The 20,461-nt window shown below is 68.7% G+C and carries 20 protein-coding genes; 10 read left to right on the top strand and 10 right to left on the bottom strand.

Features of this window, described 5'->3' with window-relative positions:
• Positions 1 to 276: 276 nt before the first annotated feature.
• The 3 genes from ACN469_RS25280 to ACN469_RS25270 all read left to right on the top strand — a co-directional run bounded on the left by ACN469_RS25280 (position 277) and on the right by ACN469_RS25270 (position 3,133).
• A complete protein-coding gene (locus ACN469_RS25280) occupies positions 277 to 654 on the top strand; it encodes a response regulator (protein ID WP_498771580.1) in 378 nt (125 codons plus the stop codon).
• A 133-nt stretch (positions 655 to 787) separates the two neighbouring features.
• Positions 788 to 1,360 (top strand): hypothetical protein, encoded by a 573-nt coding sequence (locus ACN469_RS25275; RefSeq protein ID WP_498771578.1) that lies wholly within the window; start codon positions 788 to 790, stop codon positions 1,358 to 1,360.
• A 192-nt stretch (positions 1,361 to 1,552) separates the two neighbouring features.
• The gene (locus tag ACN469_RS25270) at positions 1,553 to 3,133 is read left to right on the top strand and encodes a hypothetical protein (protein ID WP_498771576.1); all 1,581 of its coding nucleotides are present in this window, start codon (positions 1,553 to 1,555) and stop codon (positions 3,131 to 3,133) included.
• Positions 3,134 to 3,209: 76 nt separating this feature from the next.
• Here ACN469_RS25270 and ACN469_RS25265 read toward each other — a convergent pair whose 3' ends face one another.
• Positions 3,210 to 4,496 (bottom strand): sensor histidine kinase, encoded by a 1,287-nt coding sequence (locus tag ACN469_RS25265; RefSeq protein WP_498771574.1) that lies wholly within the window; start codon positions 4,494 to 4,496, stop codon positions 3,210 to 3,212.
• Between the two features lie 247 nt (positions 4,497 to 4,743).
• On the opposite strand from ACN469_RS25265, the gene ACN469_RS25260 reads away from it, so the two are divergent.
• Entirely contained in the window at positions 4,744 to 5,649 is a 906-nt protein-coding gene (locus ACN469_RS25260; RefSeq protein WP_498771572.1) for a metallophosphoesterase, read from the top strand.
• A gap of 13 nt (positions 5,650 to 5,662) precedes the next feature.
• Here the strand turns inward: ACN469_RS25260 and ACN469_RS25255 are convergent, their stop codons facing one another.
• Positions 5,663 to 6,106 (bottom strand): DoxX family protein, encoded by a 444-nt coding sequence (locus ACN469_RS25255; RefSeq protein WP_498771570.1) that lies wholly within the window; start codon positions 6,104 to 6,106, stop codon positions 5,663 to 5,665.
• Between the two features lie 196 nt (positions 6,107 to 6,302).
• On the opposite strand from ACN469_RS25255, the gene ACN469_RS25250 reads away from it, so the two are divergent.
• Genes ACN469_RS25250 through ACN469_RS25235 form a run of 4 tightly spaced genes read left to right on the top strand, consistent with a single transcriptional unit; the run spans position 6,303 to position 9,813 of the window.
• A complete protein-coding gene (locus tag ACN469_RS25250; protein WP_498771568.1) occupies positions 6,303 to 7,199 on the top strand; it encodes a transporter in 897 nt (298 codons plus the stop codon).
• Positions 7,200 to 7,202: 3 nt separating this feature from the next.
• Entirely contained in the window at positions 7,203 to 7,952 is a 750-nt protein-coding gene (locus ACN469_RS25245) for a hypothetical protein (protein ID WP_498771566.1), read from the top strand.
• Positions 7,949 to 9,256, top strand: a complete 1,308-nt coding sequence (locus ACN469_RS25240; protein WP_498771564.1) for an ATP-binding protein — start codon at positions 7,949 to 7,951, stop codon at positions 9,254 to 9,256. Before ACN469_RS25245 ends, ACN469_RS25240 begins: the two co-directional genes overlap by 4 nt.
• The gene (locus ACN469_RS25235; RefSeq protein WP_498771562.1) at positions 9,253 to 9,813 is read left to right on the top strand and encodes a response regulator transcription factor; all 561 of its coding nucleotides are present in this window, start codon (positions 9,253 to 9,255) and stop codon (positions 9,811 to 9,813) included. Before ACN469_RS25240 ends, ACN469_RS25235 begins: the two co-directional genes overlap by 4 nt.
• 8 nt (positions 9,814 to 9,821) lie before the next feature.
• Here ACN469_RS25235 and ACN469_RS25230 read toward each other — a convergent pair whose 3' ends face one another.
• Positions 9,822 to 10,199, bottom strand: coding sequence for a hypothetical protein (locus ACN469_RS25230; RefSeq protein WP_498771560.1), 378 nt, complete (start codon positions 10,197 to 10,199; stop codon positions 9,822 to 9,824).
• Positions 10,200 to 11,104: 905 nt separating this feature from the next.
• On the opposite strand from ACN469_RS25230, the gene ACN469_RS25225 reads away from it, so the two are divergent.
• Positions 11,105 to 11,671 (top strand): imm11 family protein, encoded by a 567-nt coding sequence (locus tag ACN469_RS25225; RefSeq protein ID WP_498771558.1) that lies wholly within the window; start codon positions 11,105 to 11,107, stop codon positions 11,669 to 11,671.
• A gap of 76 nt (positions 11,672 to 11,747) precedes the next feature.
• Here the strand turns inward: ACN469_RS25225 and ACN469_RS25220 are convergent, their stop codons facing one another.
• Complete coding sequence (locus ACN469_RS25220) at positions 11,748 to 12,920, bottom strand: hypothetical protein (RefSeq protein WP_498771557.1); 1,173 nt, start codon at positions 12,918 to 12,920, stop codon at positions 11,748 to 11,750.
• 400 nt (positions 12,921 to 13,320) lie between these two features.
• On the opposite strand from ACN469_RS25220, the gene ACN469_RS25215 reads away from it, so the two are divergent.
• Positions 13,321 to 13,737: a hypothetical protein gene (locus tag ACN469_RS25215; protein ID WP_498771555.1), complete on the top strand. Its 417-nt coding sequence runs from the start codon at positions 13,321 to 13,323 to the stop codon at positions 13,735 to 13,737.
• Between the two features lie 22 nt (positions 13,738 to 13,759).
• Here ACN469_RS25215 and ACN469_RS25210 read toward each other — a convergent pair whose 3' ends face one another.
• The 6 genes from ACN469_RS25210 to ACN469_RS25185 all read right to left on the bottom strand — a co-directional run bounded on the left by ACN469_RS25210 (position 13,760) and on the right by ACN469_RS25185 (position 20,379).
• The gene (locus ACN469_RS25210) at positions 13,760 to 14,668 is read right to left on the bottom strand and encodes a lytic transglycosylase domain-containing protein (RefSeq protein WP_498771553.1); all 909 of its coding nucleotides are present in this window, start codon (positions 14,666 to 14,668) and stop codon (positions 13,760 to 13,762) included.
• Positions 14,669 to 14,897: 229 nt separating this feature from the next.
• The gene (locus ACN469_RS25205; RefSeq protein ID WP_498771551.1) at positions 14,898 to 16,556 is read right to left on the bottom strand and encodes a TolB-like translocation protein; all 1,659 of its coding nucleotides are present in this window, start codon (positions 16,554 to 16,556) and stop codon (positions 14,898 to 14,900) included.
• Between the two features lie 43 nt (positions 16,557 to 16,599).
• Positions 16,600 to 17,487 carry a hypothetical protein gene (locus ACN469_RS25200; protein WP_498771549.1) on the bottom strand — a complete coding sequence of 296 codons (888 nt, stop codon included), beginning with the start codon at positions 17,485 to 17,487 and terminating at the stop codon, positions 16,600 to 16,602.
• An 81-nt stretch (positions 17,488 to 17,568) separates the two neighbouring features.
• Entirely contained in the window at positions 17,569 to 18,171 is a 603-nt protein-coding gene (locus ACN469_RS25195; protein ID WP_498771547.1) for a hypothetical protein, read from the bottom strand.
• A 30-nt stretch (positions 18,172 to 18,201) separates the two neighbouring features.
• Entirely contained in the window at positions 18,202 to 18,819 is a 618-nt protein-coding gene (locus ACN469_RS25190; RefSeq protein WP_498771545.1) for a hypothetical protein, read from the bottom strand.
• A 246-nt stretch (positions 18,820 to 19,065) separates the two neighbouring features.
• Positions 19,066 to 20,379, bottom strand: a complete 1,314-nt coding sequence (locus ACN469_RS25185; RefSeq protein ID WP_498771543.1) for an AHH domain-containing protein — start codon at positions 20,377 to 20,379, stop codon at positions 19,066 to 19,068.
• Positions 20,380 to 20,461 lie beyond the last annotated feature (82 nt).

Genomic DNA, 20,461 nt, shown 5'->3' with positions numbered 1-20,461 from the left:
TGAGCGCTCGCCGAGGGGACGAGCAGCCGGGCGCATCTTCAACCCAACCAGGAATACGAGCAAACCAGCCTAGATGTATCTTTCGTGTAATTTAAATTAACGCAACTCCATTGCAATTTTGGACGTTTCGAGCGCGGTCCTGGGGCAAGCGGGCCGTCGGGTGGTGAGCACTCCTTGACCCAGATCGCCCGCGAAGCGCTTCCGCTCGGACGGTCGCGACCCCATCGTTACCGTGGTGTGGGAGCGAGTCCGCCCCGGACCAGGGTGGGAGGACCGGTGCAACCGCTTCAGACACTGCTCGTCGTGGACGACGATTTGGATATCCGCGATGCGCTCCAGGACGCGTTCGAGCTGGAGGGCTACTCGGTGTTGCTCGCCGCGGACGGCCTGGAGGCGCTCGCGCACCTGCGGCAGCAGGGCTCTCGTCCGCACCTCATCCTGCTCGACCTGATGATGCCGAGGATGGACGGCTTCGCCTTCCGCGAGGAGCTGCGCCACGACGCCTCGCTGTCGGACATCCCCGTCGTCGTGGCGAGCGCGGACCTGCACCTGGAGTCCGCCGCGAAGCAGCTCGACGTGGCGGGCTGCCTGCGCAAGCCGTTGGACTTGAACGAGCTGTTGTCCACGGTGAAGCGCCTGAGCCTCGCCGGCTGAACCTCCGCTCCCTTACCCGCATGCTCTCCGGGCGAGGTGACGTGGTGGCGCACCGGACAGGTTGGCGGAGGGAGGCAGCCTCCCCACCCTTGCTCCCAGAAGTCATTCATCCGACCCAAGGGAGAGGGACCCCATGAAGAAGCTCATCACCACGTTCGCGCTGTGCGTTGGCTCCGCTGCGTTCGCCCAGAGCGCGCCCGTCGAGCAACCGTCACAGAACCAGATTCCCAGCTCCGGAGCGCGCGTCCAGACGGGCGTGGACGCCACCGACGTGGGCCGCGGCATCAACGGCGCCACGAAGGAGGCCTCGAAGGTCCCCGGCGTGGACAACACCTTCAAGAAGGCGCACTCCCTCAACATCACGGGCACGGTGAAGGAGGCGGACGACGACAGCGTGAACCTCGCGCGCAAGGACCTGCCGGACGCCGAGCTGGACGTGAAGCCCCAGACGGTGGTGATGCTGGACGGCAAGAAGGTGCGGGCCGACCAGCTCCCCGAGGGCGCCGAGGTGCACGCCCGCTTCCAGCTCAGCGGTGACAACGCCGTCGCCGTGGAGCTGCGCGCCAAGAGCCCCAAGGGCGCCAAGGCCACGGGCGGCTCCGGCAGCACCACCGACGCCGTGAAGCAGGACGCCAAGAAGGCCGGCGACAAGGTGGACCAGGCCGGCGATGACCTGAAGCAGGACGTGGACGACGCCGTCCACTGAAGTCGCTGACGTCCTCGGTCCGACAAGCTTTCCGGGCCCGCTTCCCTCACGGGGGGCGGGCCTGGTCATTTCCAGCGACACATCGACGCCGGGCCTTGCCCACGGTGGGCAACTCGCTTCCCTCTTTCGCCCGCATGCCCCCGCGCCTCGCCCGGTACGCCGCTTGCTCCACACCGGGGACTGGAGGAATCGGTGATTCGACGACTGTTGGGCGCGTGTGTCGGTGCGGCGTTGGTGATGGCGGCGGGGGCCTGCGACAGCTCGAAGGAGACGGGGCCGAAGGGCGACGGTGACGACATCCAGTCACCCTCGAATGACGGGGGTGACGACGCGGGCCCTGGCGACGGCGGTACGCACCCTGGCGACGGCGGCACGGACCCCGTTCCGGACGGCGGCACGGACCCCGTCCCTGGTGACGGCGGCACGGACCCCGTTCCCGGCGATGGCGGCACGGACCCCGTTCCGGACGGCGGCACGCAGCCCACGACGCCGGAGGGCCCATGGCCCACGGACGCGCTGACCGACTTCAGCGCGAAGTACGACATCCCCAAGGTCCGCTCGGTGGGCGTGGATGCCGCGCACAACATCTGGGTGCTCAACGGCAACCAGATTGGCGTGCTGCGCGCGGGCACGGACCGGGCGGTGTGGAACAGCCAACCCATCGGTCAGGCGAGCCTGGGCCTGGGCTGGGAGCAGGACAAGCTCGCCATCGACTCCACCGTCATCTGCGGCGGCAAGGCCGGCGAGGCCTACGTCGGCTACCGGACGCACGACGAAATCGTGGGCGGCCAGCGAATCACCGGACGGGGTGAGGAGGGCTTCTCCGAGGAGCGCTACTTCGAGTTCCAGAAGGGCGACGTGGACGTCGTGCAGCTCAACGCAGAGGGCTCGGACGTCGTGTTGCGCGAGCATCTGTATCGCTCCGCGGGCACCAGCCGCCCCAGCCGCAACGAGCCCATCGGCATCCGCAACAGCAACGACTTCCACTACGACGAGGACCGCTCCGTCTACTCGTGCGCCCGGGTGATGAGCGGCACGTACGAAGGTGAAGTCTACGTCGGCACCAACCACGGCGTGACGCGCATCCGCGGCTACGACTACAGCAGCCACCGGCACCCCGCGTGGTGGCAGACCATCCCGAACGAGGACCCGAGCAAGCCCCCCAAGCAATCCCAGCGCGCGGGCTACACCTACGGGCTTGGACTCTCGTCGGAGGGCCACCTGCTCATCGCCAACGACTGGAAGATTGGCATCCTGCCCCCCAACGCGGACCTCAAGTGGTGGGACCGGGAGAACCGTGACGGAGTGCCCGCCGACGCCGAGATTTCCGAGTACCTGCTCAACACCTTCGTGGACCCCGTCAACCCGGGCAATGACCAGTACCGCGACCAGGCGGCTCCCGAGAACAAGTGGCGCGGCATCCAGAAGACGAAGGACGGCCTCTACTACGTGGCCGGCCTGGGCAGCGGCTTGTGGCAGTTCCAGGCGCAGCCCCAGCGACACGACCCGAAGAAGTACGCGGACACGGACTACGTCCGCATCGAAGGCGCTAACACCAACGACTACACCGCGCTGGCGGCCACCGCCGACGGCTCGCTCTTCGTCGGCACGGCGCACAACGGCCTGTGGCGCCTGACGCCGGACAAGAAGCTGGAGAAGGTGGCGAGTGTCAGCGGCGGCGAGGTGCGGCAGCTCATCTATGACCCTCGCGTGACGCCGGCCGCGCTGTACGTCCTGATTGACGGGCGGCTGCTCGTGCTGCGCGGGTACTGACACCCGGGCCCCGCGGCTCGAGTCGACACGACGGGCGCCTCGCCTCCGGAACTACCGGAAGGGGCGCCCGTCCTCGTCACTTCGCCCGGCCGCCCACCACCACCGTCGGGGTACCGGCGGGCGCCGCGCGAGGCTGGGTGGGCAGGCGGAGGATGAACGTGGAGCCCTGGCCCTGGGCGGAGCGCACGGTGATGCTGCCGCCCATGGCCTCGACGATTTGCCGGGTGATGTAGAGGCCCAGGCCCAGGCCGCCGTAGTGGCGCTCGGAGACGGCGCGCTCGAACTTGCCGAACAGGCGCGCCATGCCGTCCTCGGAGATGCCGATGCCGTGGTCCTTCACGGCCAGCACCGCCATGGTGCCCTCGCCCACCAGCGAGATTTCCACCGGCCGTCCCGCGCCGTACTTGGCCGCGTTGGACAGGAGGTTCACCAGCACCTGCTCCACGCGCAGCGGGTCCCACTGGCCCGACAGCGTCCCCGACACGTGCACGGACAGCTCGCAGCCGGCGCGCGCGAACTCCTCGGAGAACGCGTCCACCATCTGCCGGACGACCTGGACCAGGTCCAGTTCGCGCGGCTCCAGGCTCAGCTTGCCCGCCGCCAGTCGCGACACGTCCAGCAGCGTGTTCACCAGGCTGCCCAGCCGCGACAGCTGCCGCTCCAGCACCTGGCCGCGCGGCGCCAGCTCCTGCCCCAGCGCGGGCTGCGCGCTCGTCACCTGGCGCAGGAGGAGCTGCAGGTGCAGGCGCATGCTGGTGAGCGGCGTGCGCAGCTCGTGGGCGGCCACGCTGAGGAACTCGTCGCGGGCGCGCACGGCCTCCTGCGTCTCGCGCAGGGCCTGCTCGCGCACGGCGCGCTCCCGAGCCGCGCCCGCGTCGCGCTGGGCCTCCACGCGGCGGCGCTCCGTGAGGTCCTCCACGTAGATGCACGCGGCGATGACCTCGCCGTCGCGGCGCACCGGGTGGTAGCTGGCGCGGAAGACGCGCGTGCGCTCCACGCCCGTGCCGGGCTCGCGGTGGATGATCTCCACGCCGTCCAGGGGTTCGCCCGTCTCCAGCACGCGGCGCACCCGGCGGGAGGTGTCGCCCAGGGACGAGTGGGGGTTCATCACCTCGTCCATGAGCCGTCCGAGGTGGGCCTCGCGCGGTCGGCCGTTGAGGGAGGCCAGGGCCTCGCTCACCTCGACGAAGCGCAGCTCGCGGTCCACCACCGCCATGCCCAGGGGCATGGTGCTCATCAGCTCGGACAGGGCCACGGGGCGCGAGCCCTCGGGCGAGGCCTCCTGCCGTCCTCGGCCTGTCTCACCGGCTGGCGTCATCACATCCGGGCCCATGTCGGGGGCCGTCCCAAGCCGGGGGCTCATCGTCTCCGCGTGTGTACCAACCTCGTCGGACGCCGTCACCGCATGCCCCCCGGCAGTGTGTCCAATGGTGGAAGAAAGCCCGGAGGCCTCCCCTGGAATCTTCCCGGAATCATGACGGTTTTCCCCTCACCCCGCTCGCTGGCCGCAAGGAGGGCAGGCGTACGTGGGGCACCTGCTTCAACCCACCTCCCCCGGCTTCGTAGACTCGGGCGCTCACCGCCTCCGGCCGGAAAAGGAACCGCATCGCATGCGCTTGAGACGTCTGGCCCGTCGTCGCCCCTCGTCGTCCTCGTCCAGTGGTCCGCATCTGGAGTCCCCGCAGGGGGGCCGCAACGAGGTGGTGGCCTGGAGCGGCGCGGACCCTCTGCGCCCGGAGCGACGGCTGCGCTGGAGGGACCACTTCACCCTCACGGAGAACCTGCTCCACCTGCCGCACCTGCCGGAGTCTCATGACGGCCTGCGCGTGGCGCAGCTCTCCGACGTGCACGTGGGCCAGGCGACGTCCGAGGTGCGCATCCGCCGCGCGGTGGAGGCCGTCAACGCGGAGTCCCCCGACCTGGTGTTCCTCACGGGCGACTACGTCACCCACAGCCCCAAGCCGCTGCCGCGCGTGCGCGACGTGCTGTCCGGGCTGAAGGGCCGCGTCTTCGTGGTGCTGGGCAACCATGACCACTGGGTGGACGCGCCCTACCTGCGCCAGTGCTTCGAGCACATGGGCTACACCGTGCTCCAGAACGAGCACCGCGTCGTCCACGTGCGCGGCGCGCCGGTGACGGTGCTGGGCGTGGATGACGGGCGCACCGGGCGCGACGACGTGGAGGCGACCTTCCGAGGCGCGCCGGAGTCCGGCACGCGGCTGGTGCTGGCCCACACGCCGCCCACGGTGGACAAGCTGCCTCCGGGAGGGAACCTGGTGCAGTTCTCCGGGCACACGCACGGGGGCCAGTTCATCGTCCAGGGCCTCACCGAGCGGCTGTTCCGTCGCGCGGGCCAGCCCTACATCCGCGGGCACTACCAGGTGAACGGCAACCAGCTCTACGTGAATCGCGGGCTGGGCTTCGGCTTCGGCGGCCCATACCTGCGCCGGGGCAGCGAGCCGGAGGTCGCCTTCTTCACCCTGCGCGCCGCGACGGCCGTGGCCGCCGCGGGCTGAAGACGTCAGGGACTCAGGGCCTCAACGGCGTGCCGAGTCGTCCACCGCCGAGGAGGCCCTCCTTGCGTCCCCCGCGACGCAAGCTGAAGGGGCCCGAGCCGAAGTAGACGATGAAGAGCGCGCCTCCGGCCATGGAGAGGTTCTTCATGAAGTGGATGAGCTGGTCCTGCGCCTGCACCGGGTCCGCGATGAGCCAGAAGCGATGGACCATGAAGGCCGCGCACACCAGGAAGATGGCGAGGGCCGCGGCCCCCAGGCGGGCGAGCACGCCGAGCAGCACCGACAGTCCTCCCAGCACCAGCGCCACGCCCGACAGCAACACCGCCCAGCGAGGCTCGGGGATACCGGAGCTCTGCGCGTACGCCGTGAGGGCGTCGAGTTGGATGAAGTGATTCAGGCCGCTGGTGATGAAGATGGCGGAAAAGAGCAGCCGACCAAGCGGCGCGAGCACTCCCATGTAAGGCCTCCTGTTTCCCACCAACGCCGGGGCGTGGAAGTCATTCTCAACCTGCCCATGACTTCCCGCGAGGCAGCCGGCGCTCGCCTCCCCGCTCGCCTTCCGGGTGGCGTCGCGGGCCTTGGGTCGCCTCGACGGACTGCGACAACACGCCACACACGGGGCCCGGGGGCCTGGGCGTATCTTTCCCGCCGTCGTGAGAGCCTCCCTCGCACTCCTCCTCTGCGGCGCCGCGCTGGTGTTGGCGCCCTTCTCCTCCGCCTGGGCCTGTGCCACGTGTGCGTGTGGAGACCCGACGCTCACCTCGATGGGCACCGAGCAGCCGTTCTCCGGACGGCTGCGCCTGTCCACCACCCTGCGGGCCTGGGGGCACACGGTGGGGCAGGAGCGCGTGGACGCGCTGCGGCTGCGCGAGGCGCGCATGGACGTGGCGGTGGCGTACGCGCCGCTGCCCTGGCTGTTCCTGTCGGCCACCCTGCCCCTGCAGGCGCGCGAGGTGCGCTCGGTGAGCCTCGCCCGCGAGCGCGGCTGGGGCGTGGGCGACGTGGAGGTGAGCGCGAAGGCGTTTTTGTACCAGGACCGCGAGTTCTCCGCGGATCATCTCTTCAGCGTGCTCGCGGGGGTGAAGCTGCCCACGGCGCCCCGGCTGCGCATGGCGGACGGCACGCTGCTGGATTTGGACACGCAGCTGGGCAGCGGCTCGGTGGATCCGCTGGCGGGGGTGGCCTACCAGCACTTCCGGGGGGACTGGTCCTTCCTGGTGAGCGCCACGGGCTTTCTTCCCACGCGCGGCATGCTCGGCTTCAAGGCGGGGCCGTCGGTGCGCACCACGCTGGCCGCGCAGTACCAGCCCGCGCCCAGGTGGGCGGTGCGGCTGGGGTTGGACGGACGGATAGAGGCGGCGGCGGACATCGACGGCGAGAAGGAGGAGAACGGCGGGGGCGTCATCGGCTACGCGTCGCCCGACGTCCTCTTCAGCCCCAGCACGGACATCGTGGTGGCCGCGGGCGTGCGTGTTCCCTTCTTCAACCGGCTCCACGGACGCGTGGCGCCCACTCCCATCGCGATGATGTCCGTCGCGTATGACCTCTGAGCCATGCCTGTCGCGACGAAGTCCTGTGTCCTGCCCGCCCTGTTGCTGTGTCTCGCGGGCTGTGGTGGCGGTGAGCGAATCGAGGGCATGGAGCTGACGCTGGGGCTCACCACCGCTCGGGCGCGAGGCCTGCCGGAGGCGGCGGGCGCGCGCACGCTCGTCACGGATGAGGGCGCGCGGGCCACGCTCGCCGGGGCGCTCATCACGCTGGGCAGCGTGGAGCTGATTCCGTGTGAGGCGACGGGCTGGCGGCGGCTGTGGAACGAGCTGTCGCCGGTGGGGACGGCGTGGGCGCACTCGGTGTCGAACGCGCTGCGGCTGGGCACGCCGCACGTCGTCGCGCTGGGGGACGCGGATGGAGCGGTATCGCCGCTGGGGGTGATTCGTCCGCCTCCGGGGCGTTACTGCCGGGCGCGGCTCACCTTCGAGCCAGCGGACGCGGACGCGGAGGGCCTGTCCTCGGCGTCGCAGGGCGCGGTGCCGGTGAACATGCTGGGGTTGAGCCTGCACGTGCGAGGCACGTTGGCGGAGGGCGAGCGTGACTTCGAGGTGGAGACGCGGGGGCGCTCGTCGGTGGATGTCCTGTTGGACGGGCTGGAGTTGACGGAAGACGCGCCGAAGGCGGCGCGGGTCTTCACACTGGCGTGGGATTCGTGGCTGGATGGCGTGGGCCCGGGCGAGTCGCCTCGCAACGTGGACCTGTTGGGCAATGTGGCCCGCTCCGCCTCGCTCCAGTCCGCTGTCGTGCCATGACGCCTCCCGTCCCCACCGAACCCGCATCGCGCGCCCGCATCAACCTCGAGTGGCTGCTGAAGCTGCGCTGGGGGCTCCTGCTGGGACAGGCGCTGGTCATCGCGCTGGCGGCGTACGGGTTGGAGCTGGCGCTGCCGGTGCCGGTGCTGGCGGGGCTCTTGGGGCTGGAGGCCGTCACGAACCTCGCGGTGCGAGCGTGGCTGGGCCGGGCGCGGGTGACGGAAGGCACCATCGGCAAGCTGATGTTGTGGGACACTCTGGTGCTCACGGGGCTGCTGGCGCTGAGCGGAGGGACGCACAACCCCTTCACCACGCTGTATCTGGTGAACGTGGCGTTGGGCACGGTGCTGTTGTCGTCGCGGTGGATGTGGAGCCTGTTGGGTTTCACGCTGACGGCGTTCGGTTCGCTGTTCCTGCTGCAGGACGTGGTGCTGGTGCCGGGACTGTCGCGGCCGGACCACGCGGCGCTGATGCGGCTGCACATCAATGGAATGTGGGTGGCGTTCGCGGTGGCCGCGGGCTTCATCGTGTACTTCGTGCAGCGGGTGACGCGGGCGCTGGAGGAGCGCGAGCAGGAATTGGCGCAGGCACGAGCGCAGCATGCGCGGCGGGAGAAGGTGGCCTCGCTGGCGACGCTGGCGGCGGGCGCGGCGCATGAGCTGTCCACGCCGCTGTCCACCATCGCGGTGGTGTCGAAGGAAGTGGAGCGGGCGCTGACAGCGGCGGGGACTTCCGAGGCGGTGCGTGACGACTTGCGCCTCATCCGTCAACAGGTGGACCGCTGCCGTGACGTGCTGGTGCAGATGTCCGCGGATGCGGGGCAGACGACGGGAGAGGCCTTCCATCCGATGCCGCTGGGGCGGTTGGTGGAGGACTCGCTGTCGGAGCTGTCGGGCGTGGAGCGGGTGCGGGTGGAGCTGCCCGAGGAGCTGAGCGCGTGGCGGGTGCAGGGGCCGCCGCGAGCGCTGGCGCGGGTGGTGCGGGGGTTGGTGAAGAACGCGCTCCAGGCATCGCCGCCGTCCAGGTCGGTGGAGCTGCGGGTGGTGGCGGGGAGAGGAGGCGCGCGGCTGGAGGTGCGCGATGGGGGTGCGGGGATGCCGGCGGAAATCCTGGCGCGGGCGGGCGAGCCCTTCTTCACCACGAAGGCGCCGGGTGAGGGCATGGGGTTGGGATTGTTCCTCGCGCGCACGCTGGCGGAGCAGCTCGGCGGCTCACTGGAGCTGCGGTCCACGCCGGGACAGGGGACGGTGGCGAGTCTGGCCTTGCCTGTCGGAGCGCCGGCCGCCACGGAGGTGGCGTCGTGAGTACGGTGGGCGGTGATGGGCATCACCCGAGCTTGTTGCTCGTGGATGACGACGCGACGCTGCGGGAGCGGCTGGCGAGAGCGTTTCGTGAGCGCGGGTGGGAAGTCACCACGGCGGGTGATTATGACGCGGCGCTGGCGGCGGCACGGCGGGAGTCACCGGAGTACGCGGTGGTGGACCTGCGCATGCCGGGGCGGAGCGGATTGGAAGTGGTGAAGGACTTGCTGGCGGTGGACGCGTCCACGAAGGCGATTGTCCTCACGGGGTATGGGAGCATCGCGACGACGGTGGACGCGATTCGACTGGGGGCGGTGAACTATCTGCCCAAGCCGGCGGACGTGGACGACATCCTCGCGGCGTTCGAGCGAGCGTCGGGCGAGCCATCGCTGGCGGCGCCGGAGACGTTCGAAGCGCCCTCGCTGGCACGAGCGGAGTGGGAGCACATCCACCGAGTGCTCGCGGACTGCGCGGGGAACATCTCCGAGGCCTCGCGCAAGCTCGGCATCCACCGCCGTTCCCTTCAGCGCAAGCTCCAGAAGTACCCGCCGGCACGGTAGCGGGGCACCTACTCGGGGTCAGCCTTCAACTCTTCGGGAAGAGGCGCGACCATGAACAGCCGCCGTCCTTGTGCTTCAACGACCATGAAGCCCTTGCCGGCAATCCTCACGCGCTCGGAATCCCGGGCCGCCCCGCTGGCGAGCCACTGGTCCGCTGCTTCTCGTGTCGCGAAATCGTGGGAGACCTCGACGGTGAAAGCCGTGTCTGAGAATCGCGCGGAGTACGTGGCGAAGTCGGCCTCCGTCCCACGGTCCCGGATGTAGAGCAGCGCGGCCTGCGCGAGTTCGAGCGCCGCCCGTTCCTTCGAGCCCTCCGCCTGACCCTCGATGAAGGGATTCAGCGCGAGGAGCATGTCGTCCAAATCGAGACCCGGCGTCTTTGCCATGGCGTCACTTGATACTCGTCACTCGCTCGGAGTGGCACATCCCTGCAGTACCGCGACACACCCCGCCAGCATCAAGGCGTTGGTCATTGTCCACACCTCGTTCGCTGCTGACCACCTACCCATCGAAGACTTCCCATCCTCCTGGTGGAGCCGCGACCCCGAAAGCCTCCAGGCACTCTCGGGCCTGGGCGTTCCATCCAGGGTCCATGAGGCTACCGGGGGGAGCGCCCGCCAGGGACTCGGCGAGCATCTGTACTTTGGGAACTGCTGACCTGAAGCGCTCCGCATCCGCGCTCCCCCACGCCTTCGCGCAGAAAACCGAAAGCGCGGCCATACGGGTCTGGAGCACCGTACGCAGTTCCTCGGTCGGAGCCTGCAGACACCACCGTTCGTAACGGCGAGGTGAAGCCAATACGGACAGCAGGTTGAGTGCCTCAACCACCAGGATCGCCTCTTGCTCCCACGAATCCTCAACCACAGATGGGTCCTAGGCGAGTGTTGAAGGGCGCTGTGTTGAACATCAGCGCCTTACCCGTCACGGAGTCGCCGCTCAGGCACGTGTAGACCGCCCATCCCGTGAAGATGAGGCTCTCCATTCCCTCGATGAAGCAGTAGGGGCACTTGCCTTCGCCACAGCTCGAAACGAAGCATGCCGTGCTTCCGCAGGTGACGGTCGTAGGCCATCCACGCTTGATGCACCCAGGGGCCTTCGTCAGGGGAGGCTCCGCATGAGCTGTCGGCGGTTGTAGGGCTCCCAGCATGCCAAGGCCCAGCAGTAGACGCGTCAACGTCTTTCGCGCACGTCGCGACACGCAGCACTCCTTCGCTCGAGCAAACTTCAGGAGCCTACCATCCAGCATCGGACTTGCTCGTCACCCGAGGAGCCACGCCCTAGATTCCCGCCCATGCCCCGGCGCTACTTCGAATTGCACGACGATGTCCAGGTCCCTGGTCGCTGGCATCTGGATACGCCCACCGACAATAAGGGCCGCGAGGTGCGTGACCCGGACCGATTCAGGCAGGGCACTCCCGTCCAGATGAAGGGACGCCTGAAAATCCACATCGAAGAGCCAGGCCGACCGTTGGACTTCACGGAGGCAGGGCTACGCATCCCCGTCGTCCACGTCAAGGTGGCGGCACTCTTTACGGAGCTGGCTCCAGGAGACGTGCAACTCATCCCCGTGGACATCGATGGCCACCCGGACCAGTACCTCGTGCTGGTAGCAATCCGTCTCATCCGTTGCATCGACGAAAAGGCCTCCCGCATCCAGCTATGGACGCATGAGGACGGAGTGCCCGAGAAAGTGGGGCACTACGCTTCTGTGCGAGATTTGCACATCGACAAGACAAGAGTCGGTAACGCCAGGATGCTCAGGCCCGAGGGTTGGACAGGAGCGCTCATCGTCTCGGAGGAGCTCAAAACCGCCCTGGAGAGCATGAAGGCTACGGGGCTGAAGTTCACGGAGGTGTAGCCGCCCGCACCCGTGACGCACTGCTCGCCCTCCCCGCCCGTACCACCCACCGGACGGGGAGAGACATCACGCCGACTCAGCGACCGTCGAAGTAGCAGAAGCCGTAGCCGCGGTCTCCACCGCCACCCGACAGCGGATAGTAGATGTAGCCCAGCTCCTCGCCCGCTCCGCACTCGGAGCGCGCACGCGCGTAGCGATGGCACGTCGCCCCCGCCGGACCCGCCGCGCCATCCGCGTCGAAGCAGGTGCCACGCGCACCCTCGACACCACAGAACTCCGTGAAGGACGCCGAGCACGCCTCGCCAATCAGCGCGGGGTCGAACGCGAACCCAATCGGCTCCAGCACGGACTGCTCGATGCACAGTCCATACACGCCGCACACCGTGCCCGTCGGGCACCCCGGGTTCGTCGCCATGAAGTCACACGTCTTCAGGCACTGCGCGCTCTCGCTCAGCAGGTCGGTGCACGCGAAGCCCTGCTCGCAGTCCGTCGTCGTCAACGCGTACTCGCTCTCCGCGGGCGTCGCCGCGCAGGCCTCGCCCTGCGTCTTCGTCCCCAACGCGCGCTGCAACGTGCCGTCCGTCGCCGCGTAGTCGTCGGCGACACACGCCGTGTCATGCAGGTTCGACGTCAGCGAACCCTGACGAGGGTCACACCCACCCGGGCGCACCGTGTTCCACGTCGCGAAGCGAATCCACCGGCACTCGCCCCCCGACACCACCGCCGAGCCCGTGTACGGCCCCGAAGTCGGCGTCGCGAGCACCGACTCGCGCAGCACCACGTTCGACAGCGCGCCCACCGTCTGCTGCGGCGACACCTGCAGCGCGAGCAGCAGCGCCCCCGAATCCGCCACGAACAGCTTCTGCGACGTCGTGCCAATGTCCTGGTAGCCGAAGACGCACTGCTCACACGTGAAGGTGTTCGCCCCGCCCAGCGACAAGTCGAACAGCCCCGGCTGGGTGTTCATGTCCAGGCGGATGCGAACCTCGTCCCGCTGCGGACCTCCGGTGTTCGTGAAGTCGCCACGGAACGTCGGCTGCCGCTCGTACTGCACCGGCGTCAGCTCGATGCCATTGAACATCTCTCCCACGGTGACCTCGGTACAACCCGCGGGCGGCGTCAGGAAGCGCGCCTCCTGCTCGGCGGCGAGAATCTCCGCCTGCTCCGGCGCGGGCTCCTTCGCCTCCTGCCCACAGCCGATGAGCCCCGAGACGAGCACCACGCTCCACCATCCATGGATGGACTTCATTTCCCTGTTCTCCCGTTGCACGCGACCACGCCAGGCGCAGTCGTCCAGGTGTGTCCCTGGTTCATGTTGAGTCGATGCAGCCAAGGGACAGGTGAAATCCGATGTCACCTCGGCCGCACACCCGATGAACGGAAACCCCGGGGAAAAGTCGCGAGCGACCCGCTGTCATTTTCGCGGGTCAAGGGAGCGTGGCAGGCCAGGGACGCCGCCCGGCACCGTCAACGCCGTGGTCGGGCGGTGTCACCGCCGTGGACAGCCCGGTCCACCCGGGGCTCGATGCCTCGAGGAGTCACGGGGTCTTCGAGGCACCCCGCGAGCCGGCATCCTCCCTGCAATGCGCTCCAGGGTGGCCGCGCCGCATTCATCCGAGGCGCGGCGAACGCTCGGAGCGTGTCGGGTCATGCGACTCTCGCTGATAGGTCTCTGCTGGGTCGTCCTCCTCTTCTGCGCCCTCCCCATCGCCTGCGTCGAGACGATGGGGTTGCAGGGGTCGAGGACCTACGCGGGCTACGGACTCTTCTTCATCTTCATGCCGCCGTTGCTGTTCTTCACGGTGGCACCCACGCTGACAGCGGCCTACGTGGCGCCTTTCGTCGAGGGTCCGGAGTATCGAGCTGTGAGAGGGTTTGGCTGCCTCGGCACGTTCTGCATCGTGCTCTGTGTGGCGGCGCTGTCGGCCTGGGTGGTCACCGAGGACTCGAACATCCTCTACGGACTGGGAGCCGCCTACGTCTACGGCAACGTCGCGCTCATGGTGTGCCTCCTCATCGGACTCTACTTCCGACGCAAGGTGGAGCCTCCCCTGGAGGGGGATTGACGCCAGGCCCGCGAGCCACCGCTCACGCCGGCAGCGTGCCCTCTCCCGTGGCGAGGGTGTTCATGAAGTCCTTCACCTTCGTCACGTAGGTCGCGTCACCCGTGCCGGCGGGAATCGCGTTCGCGTTGTTGCGGTCCACGCCGTTGGGGCCGGAGTTGTAGGCGCGCAGCGCCAGGTCCCAGCCTCCGAACTGCTCCTTCATGTCCTTCATGTAGCAGGCACCCGCGAGGATGTTGGTCTCCGGGTCGGAGAGGTCCTTCCCCTGCAGCTCGGGGTGCTTCGCCTGCAGCTCCTTGAAGGTGTTGGGGTTGACCTGCATCAGGCCGGTGTCCGTCAGCCCATTGCCACCGTTGGTGGAGACGGCGTCCAGGTTGCCACGCGACTCCTGCCAGATTTGCGCGGCCAGCATCTCCGCCGGCACGCCCGTCTTCGCCGCCGCGGACTCGATGGTGCTCCGCAGCTTCTCCAGGCCCGGAGGCAGGTTCCCGCCCAGCTTCTTCCCTCCCTCGATGCCCGGCGCCGCACCGGGGCTCGCCGTCGCGCTGGGGCCCGTCGGGGTGGGATTGAGGTCCAGCGGAGGCCGCCCCGAGGACGCCTGCGGAGAGAAGCCGCTGTCGCCACCGAAGCACGAGCTCTTGGACGCGCCCTTGGCGCCCTGGGGTGCCTGCACGCCGCCCTGCTCGGCGATCTGCGACATCACCTGCACCAGCGTGTTCATCACCGACAGGGTGCTCTCCAGGAGCTTGCCCAGGTGCGCCTTGCCGCCCGAGCCCACCTCGAAGCCGTCCTTCTGGAGCGCGGCCAGGCCCGGTGAGCTCTTCACCCCCATGCCCGTCGACGGACTGAAGGAGGAGGACTCCACGCCACCGCCGCGAAGCTGGGAGACGCTGGAGCGGGGAACAGAGGCGTTCTGCAGGGGGGAGATGCTCATGGCGAGGACCCTCGGGGGATGGGAGGCGGATTGAACCGACCCGGGAGCCCATAGCAGCGCGTGTGCCAGCCCTCGGCGGCGGGCCTGACACGAACAACCCTCGGAAATTCCAAGCGGACGCGCGCGCGCGCACGGCGTGGGAGCCTCGCGCCCTGATGACAGCCGTCATCAGCCGAGTGTCCCCGGTCATCAGCCGCCCATGGCCTCTCACTTCATGCCAGTCACACAACTACCGGACCAGGGGCTCCCAAGAGACAGGTCCCCAGACATCCCGGAAGGGCTCACCCCGGCCCTGCCCCTTCGGAGGTGCGTTTCCACGGAGGATGCGCCCCCGCTTGTCGAGCGCCATCACCGTGGTGTCCACCACGGAGGGCCTGCCCACCACCTGCCGCGACTCCATGTCCACCAAGAGGCCACCGGCCAGGACGAGCGAGCCCGCGCGGAAGGTCCAGTGGCTTGCATGCTCGCTGAGCAAGGTCCGCTTGCCCTTCTCGATATCCCACAAGGACAGGGGGCGGCGGCGACTCTTGATGACCTCTTTGACGACACTGTCTCTCATCACCTCATGAGGCTCGAAGTGAATCGGGGCCCAGAGCAGCGCGAGAAGACCTCGCGTCGTCACGATGTCGTCAGCGACGCGGTGCAAGGCGCGCGTCTCGAGGTCAATGAGAACGCGCCTCGAATCGGTGAATCGAGACATCAGCCCTTCGGGGGTGAGGTGCTCCGGGAACCCCTCCGGCAGGGAGACGAGCCGTGGAAACGGGAAGGGGAAGTAAGAGGAGTCTTCGTCTCGATAGGTGACGTGGAAGTCCAGCGGTTGATGGACTTCGGCCCCATGCAGTTCGACGGAGGCCAGCGACTCCGGCCCCTTGTACGTGCACGCCACCACCACGAGCTCACGCCGAGGGTCCGCGACCAGGATTCGGCCCTCGCAGAAGGCGGGGACCCACTCGATGCGTCGGCCTGAGCTGTCCTCGACGAACAGCTCACCGGCCTCTCCCCGCCGCAGGATGAAGCGGCCCAGCAGCAAGGTCAGGGGCTCCGTGGCATCCATGCGCGCCGCGCCCCTGAGCTCATGCAGGGGCCCTCCCTCCACACGACGCGCGCGCCAGACCAGCATGTCCTCCCTCACGCGGTAGCTCTCACCCCTCGGGTCGAGCTTGCACGACCCGCGGAGCCGGGAAGACGAATGGGTCGGCCGCTCGCGGGGCTCACCCTCGGACAAGTCCTCGTTGTGGACCCAGAGGTTCACCCAGTCACCGGCATCGCTGAAGTCCGCGCTCCGCAGCTCACCCGCCCCCGCCTCCACCTGTTGCTCGCGGCCCGAGGACAGCTCCCGCACGACGGCGGACACGCGCCCTTCCGTCTCTCGCAGGTAGAGCAGGTGCCTTCCGTCGGACGAGAAGCGCGCGACAGGCGGAGGCAACACCGCGTCAGGTCGGGTCGAGTCAGGGACGCGGTATCGCACCAACTCCCGCTCGTCTCGCGTCCACACGTCGAGGAGGATGAGGGTCTGATTGCGAACCACCGCGAGGTAGCGACCGGAGACATCCGCGCCGAGGAAGTCCTCGATGGGAGTCCCCAGCCCCGAATCGAGGAAGAGATACGTGACGGACCTATCCCCTTCGCCATACCTCGGGTGAGCGAAGGTGCGGTCGTCCTCGTCGATTCGACCGTTCTTGTCCGTATCCTCTCGCGCCTGACAGGCAATCAACCACCGACCGTCGGGAGATGCCTCCATCAGGTTGAAGCGATGCGCCGTTCCAAAAGGTCCGGCTGGCGGCGCGGTGGTGGGCTCGCCTGGAGCCTGGCCCCCGTCTGCCTTCGCCATCGGACGAGAGGTCGCGCAGGCGGAGAGGACCACCAGCAGGAGCAGGGTCGAGCGCATGGAGCGGCAGGATACATGGATTGCCGCGTGCCCTTCTCGTGACTCAGGCTCCGGGCGGAGGCGGCACGAGGAGGTCCATCCATTCGCCATAAGCCTCCGCGGGCGCGCCGCTCCCCTGGAACGCGCGCACGCTGGTGAGGAATTGCCGCCAGTGGTCGCCGACGATGGCGTCCAGCCAGTTCTCCTGGCTGTAGGCCAGGAGGCTCCCCGCGGCTTGGAGGGCGGGGGCGTCTGGCTTCACGGCGAGGATGACGCCGAGCGCGTGGCTCTCCGCACCTGGCACGCGGCTCGGCGCGAGCGAATCCAACCGCCAGCGCGCAGCCGTGTCCCCGAGCGACTCCGCTTTCACACACGTCCGGACCGTGTCGTGGAGAGCGGCCCCCGGGCCCGGCTTCCCGTAGAACTCCTCCGCGACCTCCGACGTCCGCCGCGATTTGGGCAACGGCAGCATGCGCCGCGCCGGGGGCAGCGATTCAAGCTGAAGCGTGCCCCTTGGCTCCGCGCACGCCTGCACCTCCGCGCCGACCTCCGGCAACACCTTGAGCACGCGAAAGGCCTCGGGGCTCGTCTCATAGAGACTGAACTCCACGACGCACTCGAAGCGCGCGAAGCCCTGCTCCCGCTTGGGGAACAGCGACAGGCCGAACTCCACCCGCCACGGCGAGTACCCCTCCGGACACACCACGTCCGTCCCTCCGTACGGCGTCACCATCAGCTCGTCGTGGAACGACACCAGGTCCGCGTTGGCCCGCTTGCGAAGGGCGAGGAACGTCTCCTTCAGCCACGCCTTCTCGGCGGCGGTGTCGAGCCGGCCGCTCAGCAGGAACGCGTCATGGACGGTCTCATCCCACTGCCCCAGGCAATCCAGGGGAGGGCGCTCCTCCAGGAACCTGTCGAGGGGCCTCAACTGAAACTCTCGGGGGACGGACATGCGGCTCCTCGCTCGGCAACGGGCGGGAGCCATCATGCAATGCTTCACCCACCGCGCGCAGTCCCCACCGCGCGCCGGGACTCAGGGGTACGTCACGCTCAAGGTCGCCGGCCCCTTCAGGTACGTCAGCCCGTCATCGGAGCGACAGCCGCGGTCGATGTCCGCGCTCAGGAACGTGGTGGTCCTCACCGCCGTGGCGCCCTGGAACTTGCCGGACAGCACCTTCCCTGTCTGCGTGACGAGCGTCGTCGCGTCCTGCACGGAGACATGCGACTGGCTCATCAGCACCGTGGACGTCTCCGCCGTGTTCCACGTCACCACCTGCCGCCCGGCTCCTGCGCGCGCCAGGTCCGCGCAGGACAGGCCTCGCATCAGGTTCGGCGCCTCCGTGCCCAGCGTCGCCGACGTCACCGCCGAGCCGAGCACCGTCACGCAGTTGCTCACCGTCGCCTGGAACGACACCGCGCTGTCCCGAGGCGCCGCCTTCACGCCCGTGCCGTACTTCGCCTCGCCATGACCGAGGGGACAGGTGATGAGCACCTTCTCCGGAGGCCGCTCAATCGTCATCGCTCCCGACCCCTCCAGCGCGCCACGCCCCGGGCCTCCCCCGCCGTCTCCACAGGCCAGCGGTCCCCAGAGCCCGACGAGCACGAGCCCCCTCACACCCCATGACGTCGCACGCATGAGCAGCCTCCTCCAGGTCTTCCCAACGACTCACGTCATGGTGCGGATGAGCTCGAGCGTGGACGGCCCGCTCAACCAGATGAGCCCACCGGGCGACGCACAGCCCTTCTCGATGTCCGAGTTGAGGTACGTCACCGTCCAGATGGCCGTGGCCTCCGCGAAGGCGCCCGACTCCACGGTGCCTGTCAGCGTGAAGACGGTCAGCGGCCCCTGTGCCAGCTCCCGCGACTGACTGAACACCAGCGTGGACGTCTCGCCCGTGTTCCACTGCACCACCTGGCGCACCGTGCGCGGAGTCAGCAGGTCCGCGCACGAGGAGCCCGCGAGCAGGCTCGAGTCGAGCGGCAGCCGCGCGGAGACCACCGAGGACGCGGGGATGGTCACACAGTTGCTCAACGTCGTGGCCCCCGCCACCGTCACGTCCTTCGTCACCTCGTTGAGCCCCGGCATGTACGACGCCTGGGTGATGCCCACGGGACAGGTGACGACGACGGGCCCCGGGCTGTCAGAGCGCGGCGGGGCGACAGCAGTCGCTGGCTCCCGGGGTAAAGCCCCCTCTTCGCCACGCTCCGCCGACACATCGAAGGTCGAGGTAAGGGCGAGTGCGGAAAGAAGGACCACCACCGCCGCCGACAGACTTCTGCGCATTGCCGCTCCCGATAACGCTTCCGTTGCCGAGATAGGGATTCACCGCGCGCAAGCCATCCGCGAAATACGACAAGCGACGATGACAGACGCTCGCACCTCCCCGCGAGCCCGGGGCGATGTGGCGCACCTTCCACCGTGACTGTCGGACACCAACATCCACACACGGCCTGTCGGAACCGGCACACCGCTCGCGTCCGCGGTGCGGGCTCGAAGCGACACGGCTGGCGGAACTTCACTCCGACGGGGCTACTCCTCTGCCTCCCGCGTGACGAGTGTCCGCAACTCCGTTCCCTTCGTGACGAGCTCCCGGGCAACCCTGGCGAGCTCGCGCGTCAACGCAGCCCGGCATCTGGTGGCCTCCCGACATCCTCCCATCGCGTCGTTCAGCAGCTCGAAGACCCGCGCATGGTAGGCCTCGGGGTGGGGCCCTCGATGTCCCTTGATTCGAATCAAGTTCGCTGAATCCTCGAGGCGCATCCCCGCCTTGCCGAAGAGCTCCTCGCAGCGCTGCGCCCACGGGCCACCCTCCGATTCAGAGGCTGTGCCCTTGCCCGCGCAGATGGAGTGCACCGTGCCTTCCGAGTCGCCCTGGAGGCCGCCCACTGTCCCCATGGGAGCCGAGCCCGGCCCCATCGCGACCGCGGCGACCACCGTTGGCGCGAGCGTCACCTTCAGCTCTTCCCTCGACGTGAGTGCCATCGACCGGACGTCTCCGGACAGGGCACCCGCGAGTTGAAAGCCCGCTTCCATCTGGGCGCGAATCGCGGCTTGAGCGAAGCCCGGCATCTTCGGCCCTCGCACCGCCATGGCATTCCTGCCGCCGAGCACCGACAGGGAGACCACCACCAGGACCCGGGCCCCGTTGTCGCCGAGCACCTTGCCGAAGCGACGCCCGACACGCTCCAGCTCCTCGAAGCTCGCCGCGTCCCGGGACTCGTCCACCAGTCGCGAGAAGCCCTGCCTGAGATTCCAGACAGGCTCCGTCCCGAGATACGCAATCAGAGAGGCCGTCAGTGCCACCGGGATGGGCTTCGTCATGGGCTCGGGAGCCACCAGCGTCCTGAGCGCCGTCCCGGACATCGTCGTCACCAGGGCCCGCAGGGCCGCGACATTCACCGTGTCGCGGAGGTCATCCTCGACGTCGTCCCAGGCGTCATCGAACGCGAAGTAGAGCGCGAGCATCCGGCGCTCCCCAGGCCCCAGCGTGAGCCCACCGGCCATCATGCCGAGGCAGCCCAGCGGGTCCTCCTGTCGCTGACAGATGCGTTCATGGGCCGACGAGACAGCTCGCCCCAGCGCTCCGTCGACGCCGCTCTCGTGGGACATGAGCAAGGAGCGACGGTCCTCTTGTTCGACCTCCTTGAACACGACGTCCAGCCGCAGGTCGGGCACGAGCCGTGCGACGGCGCCCTTGAACTCCTCTTCGTCCATCTCGACAGGCTCGGTCTCGATGGGTGTGTATGTGATTGTCTTGCCCCCTCCCGTATCCAGACGCACGACACGGGTCGACGCGCAGCCGCCCGCCAGCAGCAGCAGCGCAAGAATTCCCATCACTCGCATGGAGCCCCCGGATTCAGCCGCCGGCACATCGACGCGCGATGCGCCTCATCTCCGTGGATGACACCCGAAGGCACCGGGGCCG

This window comes from Corallococcus terminator, from assembly GCF_049194865.1.
Lineage (GTDB): Bacteria > Myxococcota > Myxococcia > Myxococcales > Myxococcaceae > Myxococcus > Myxococcus terminator_A.
Note: the sequence above shows the minus strand (reverse complement) of the source record. Positions and strands in the feature narration are given on the sequence as shown.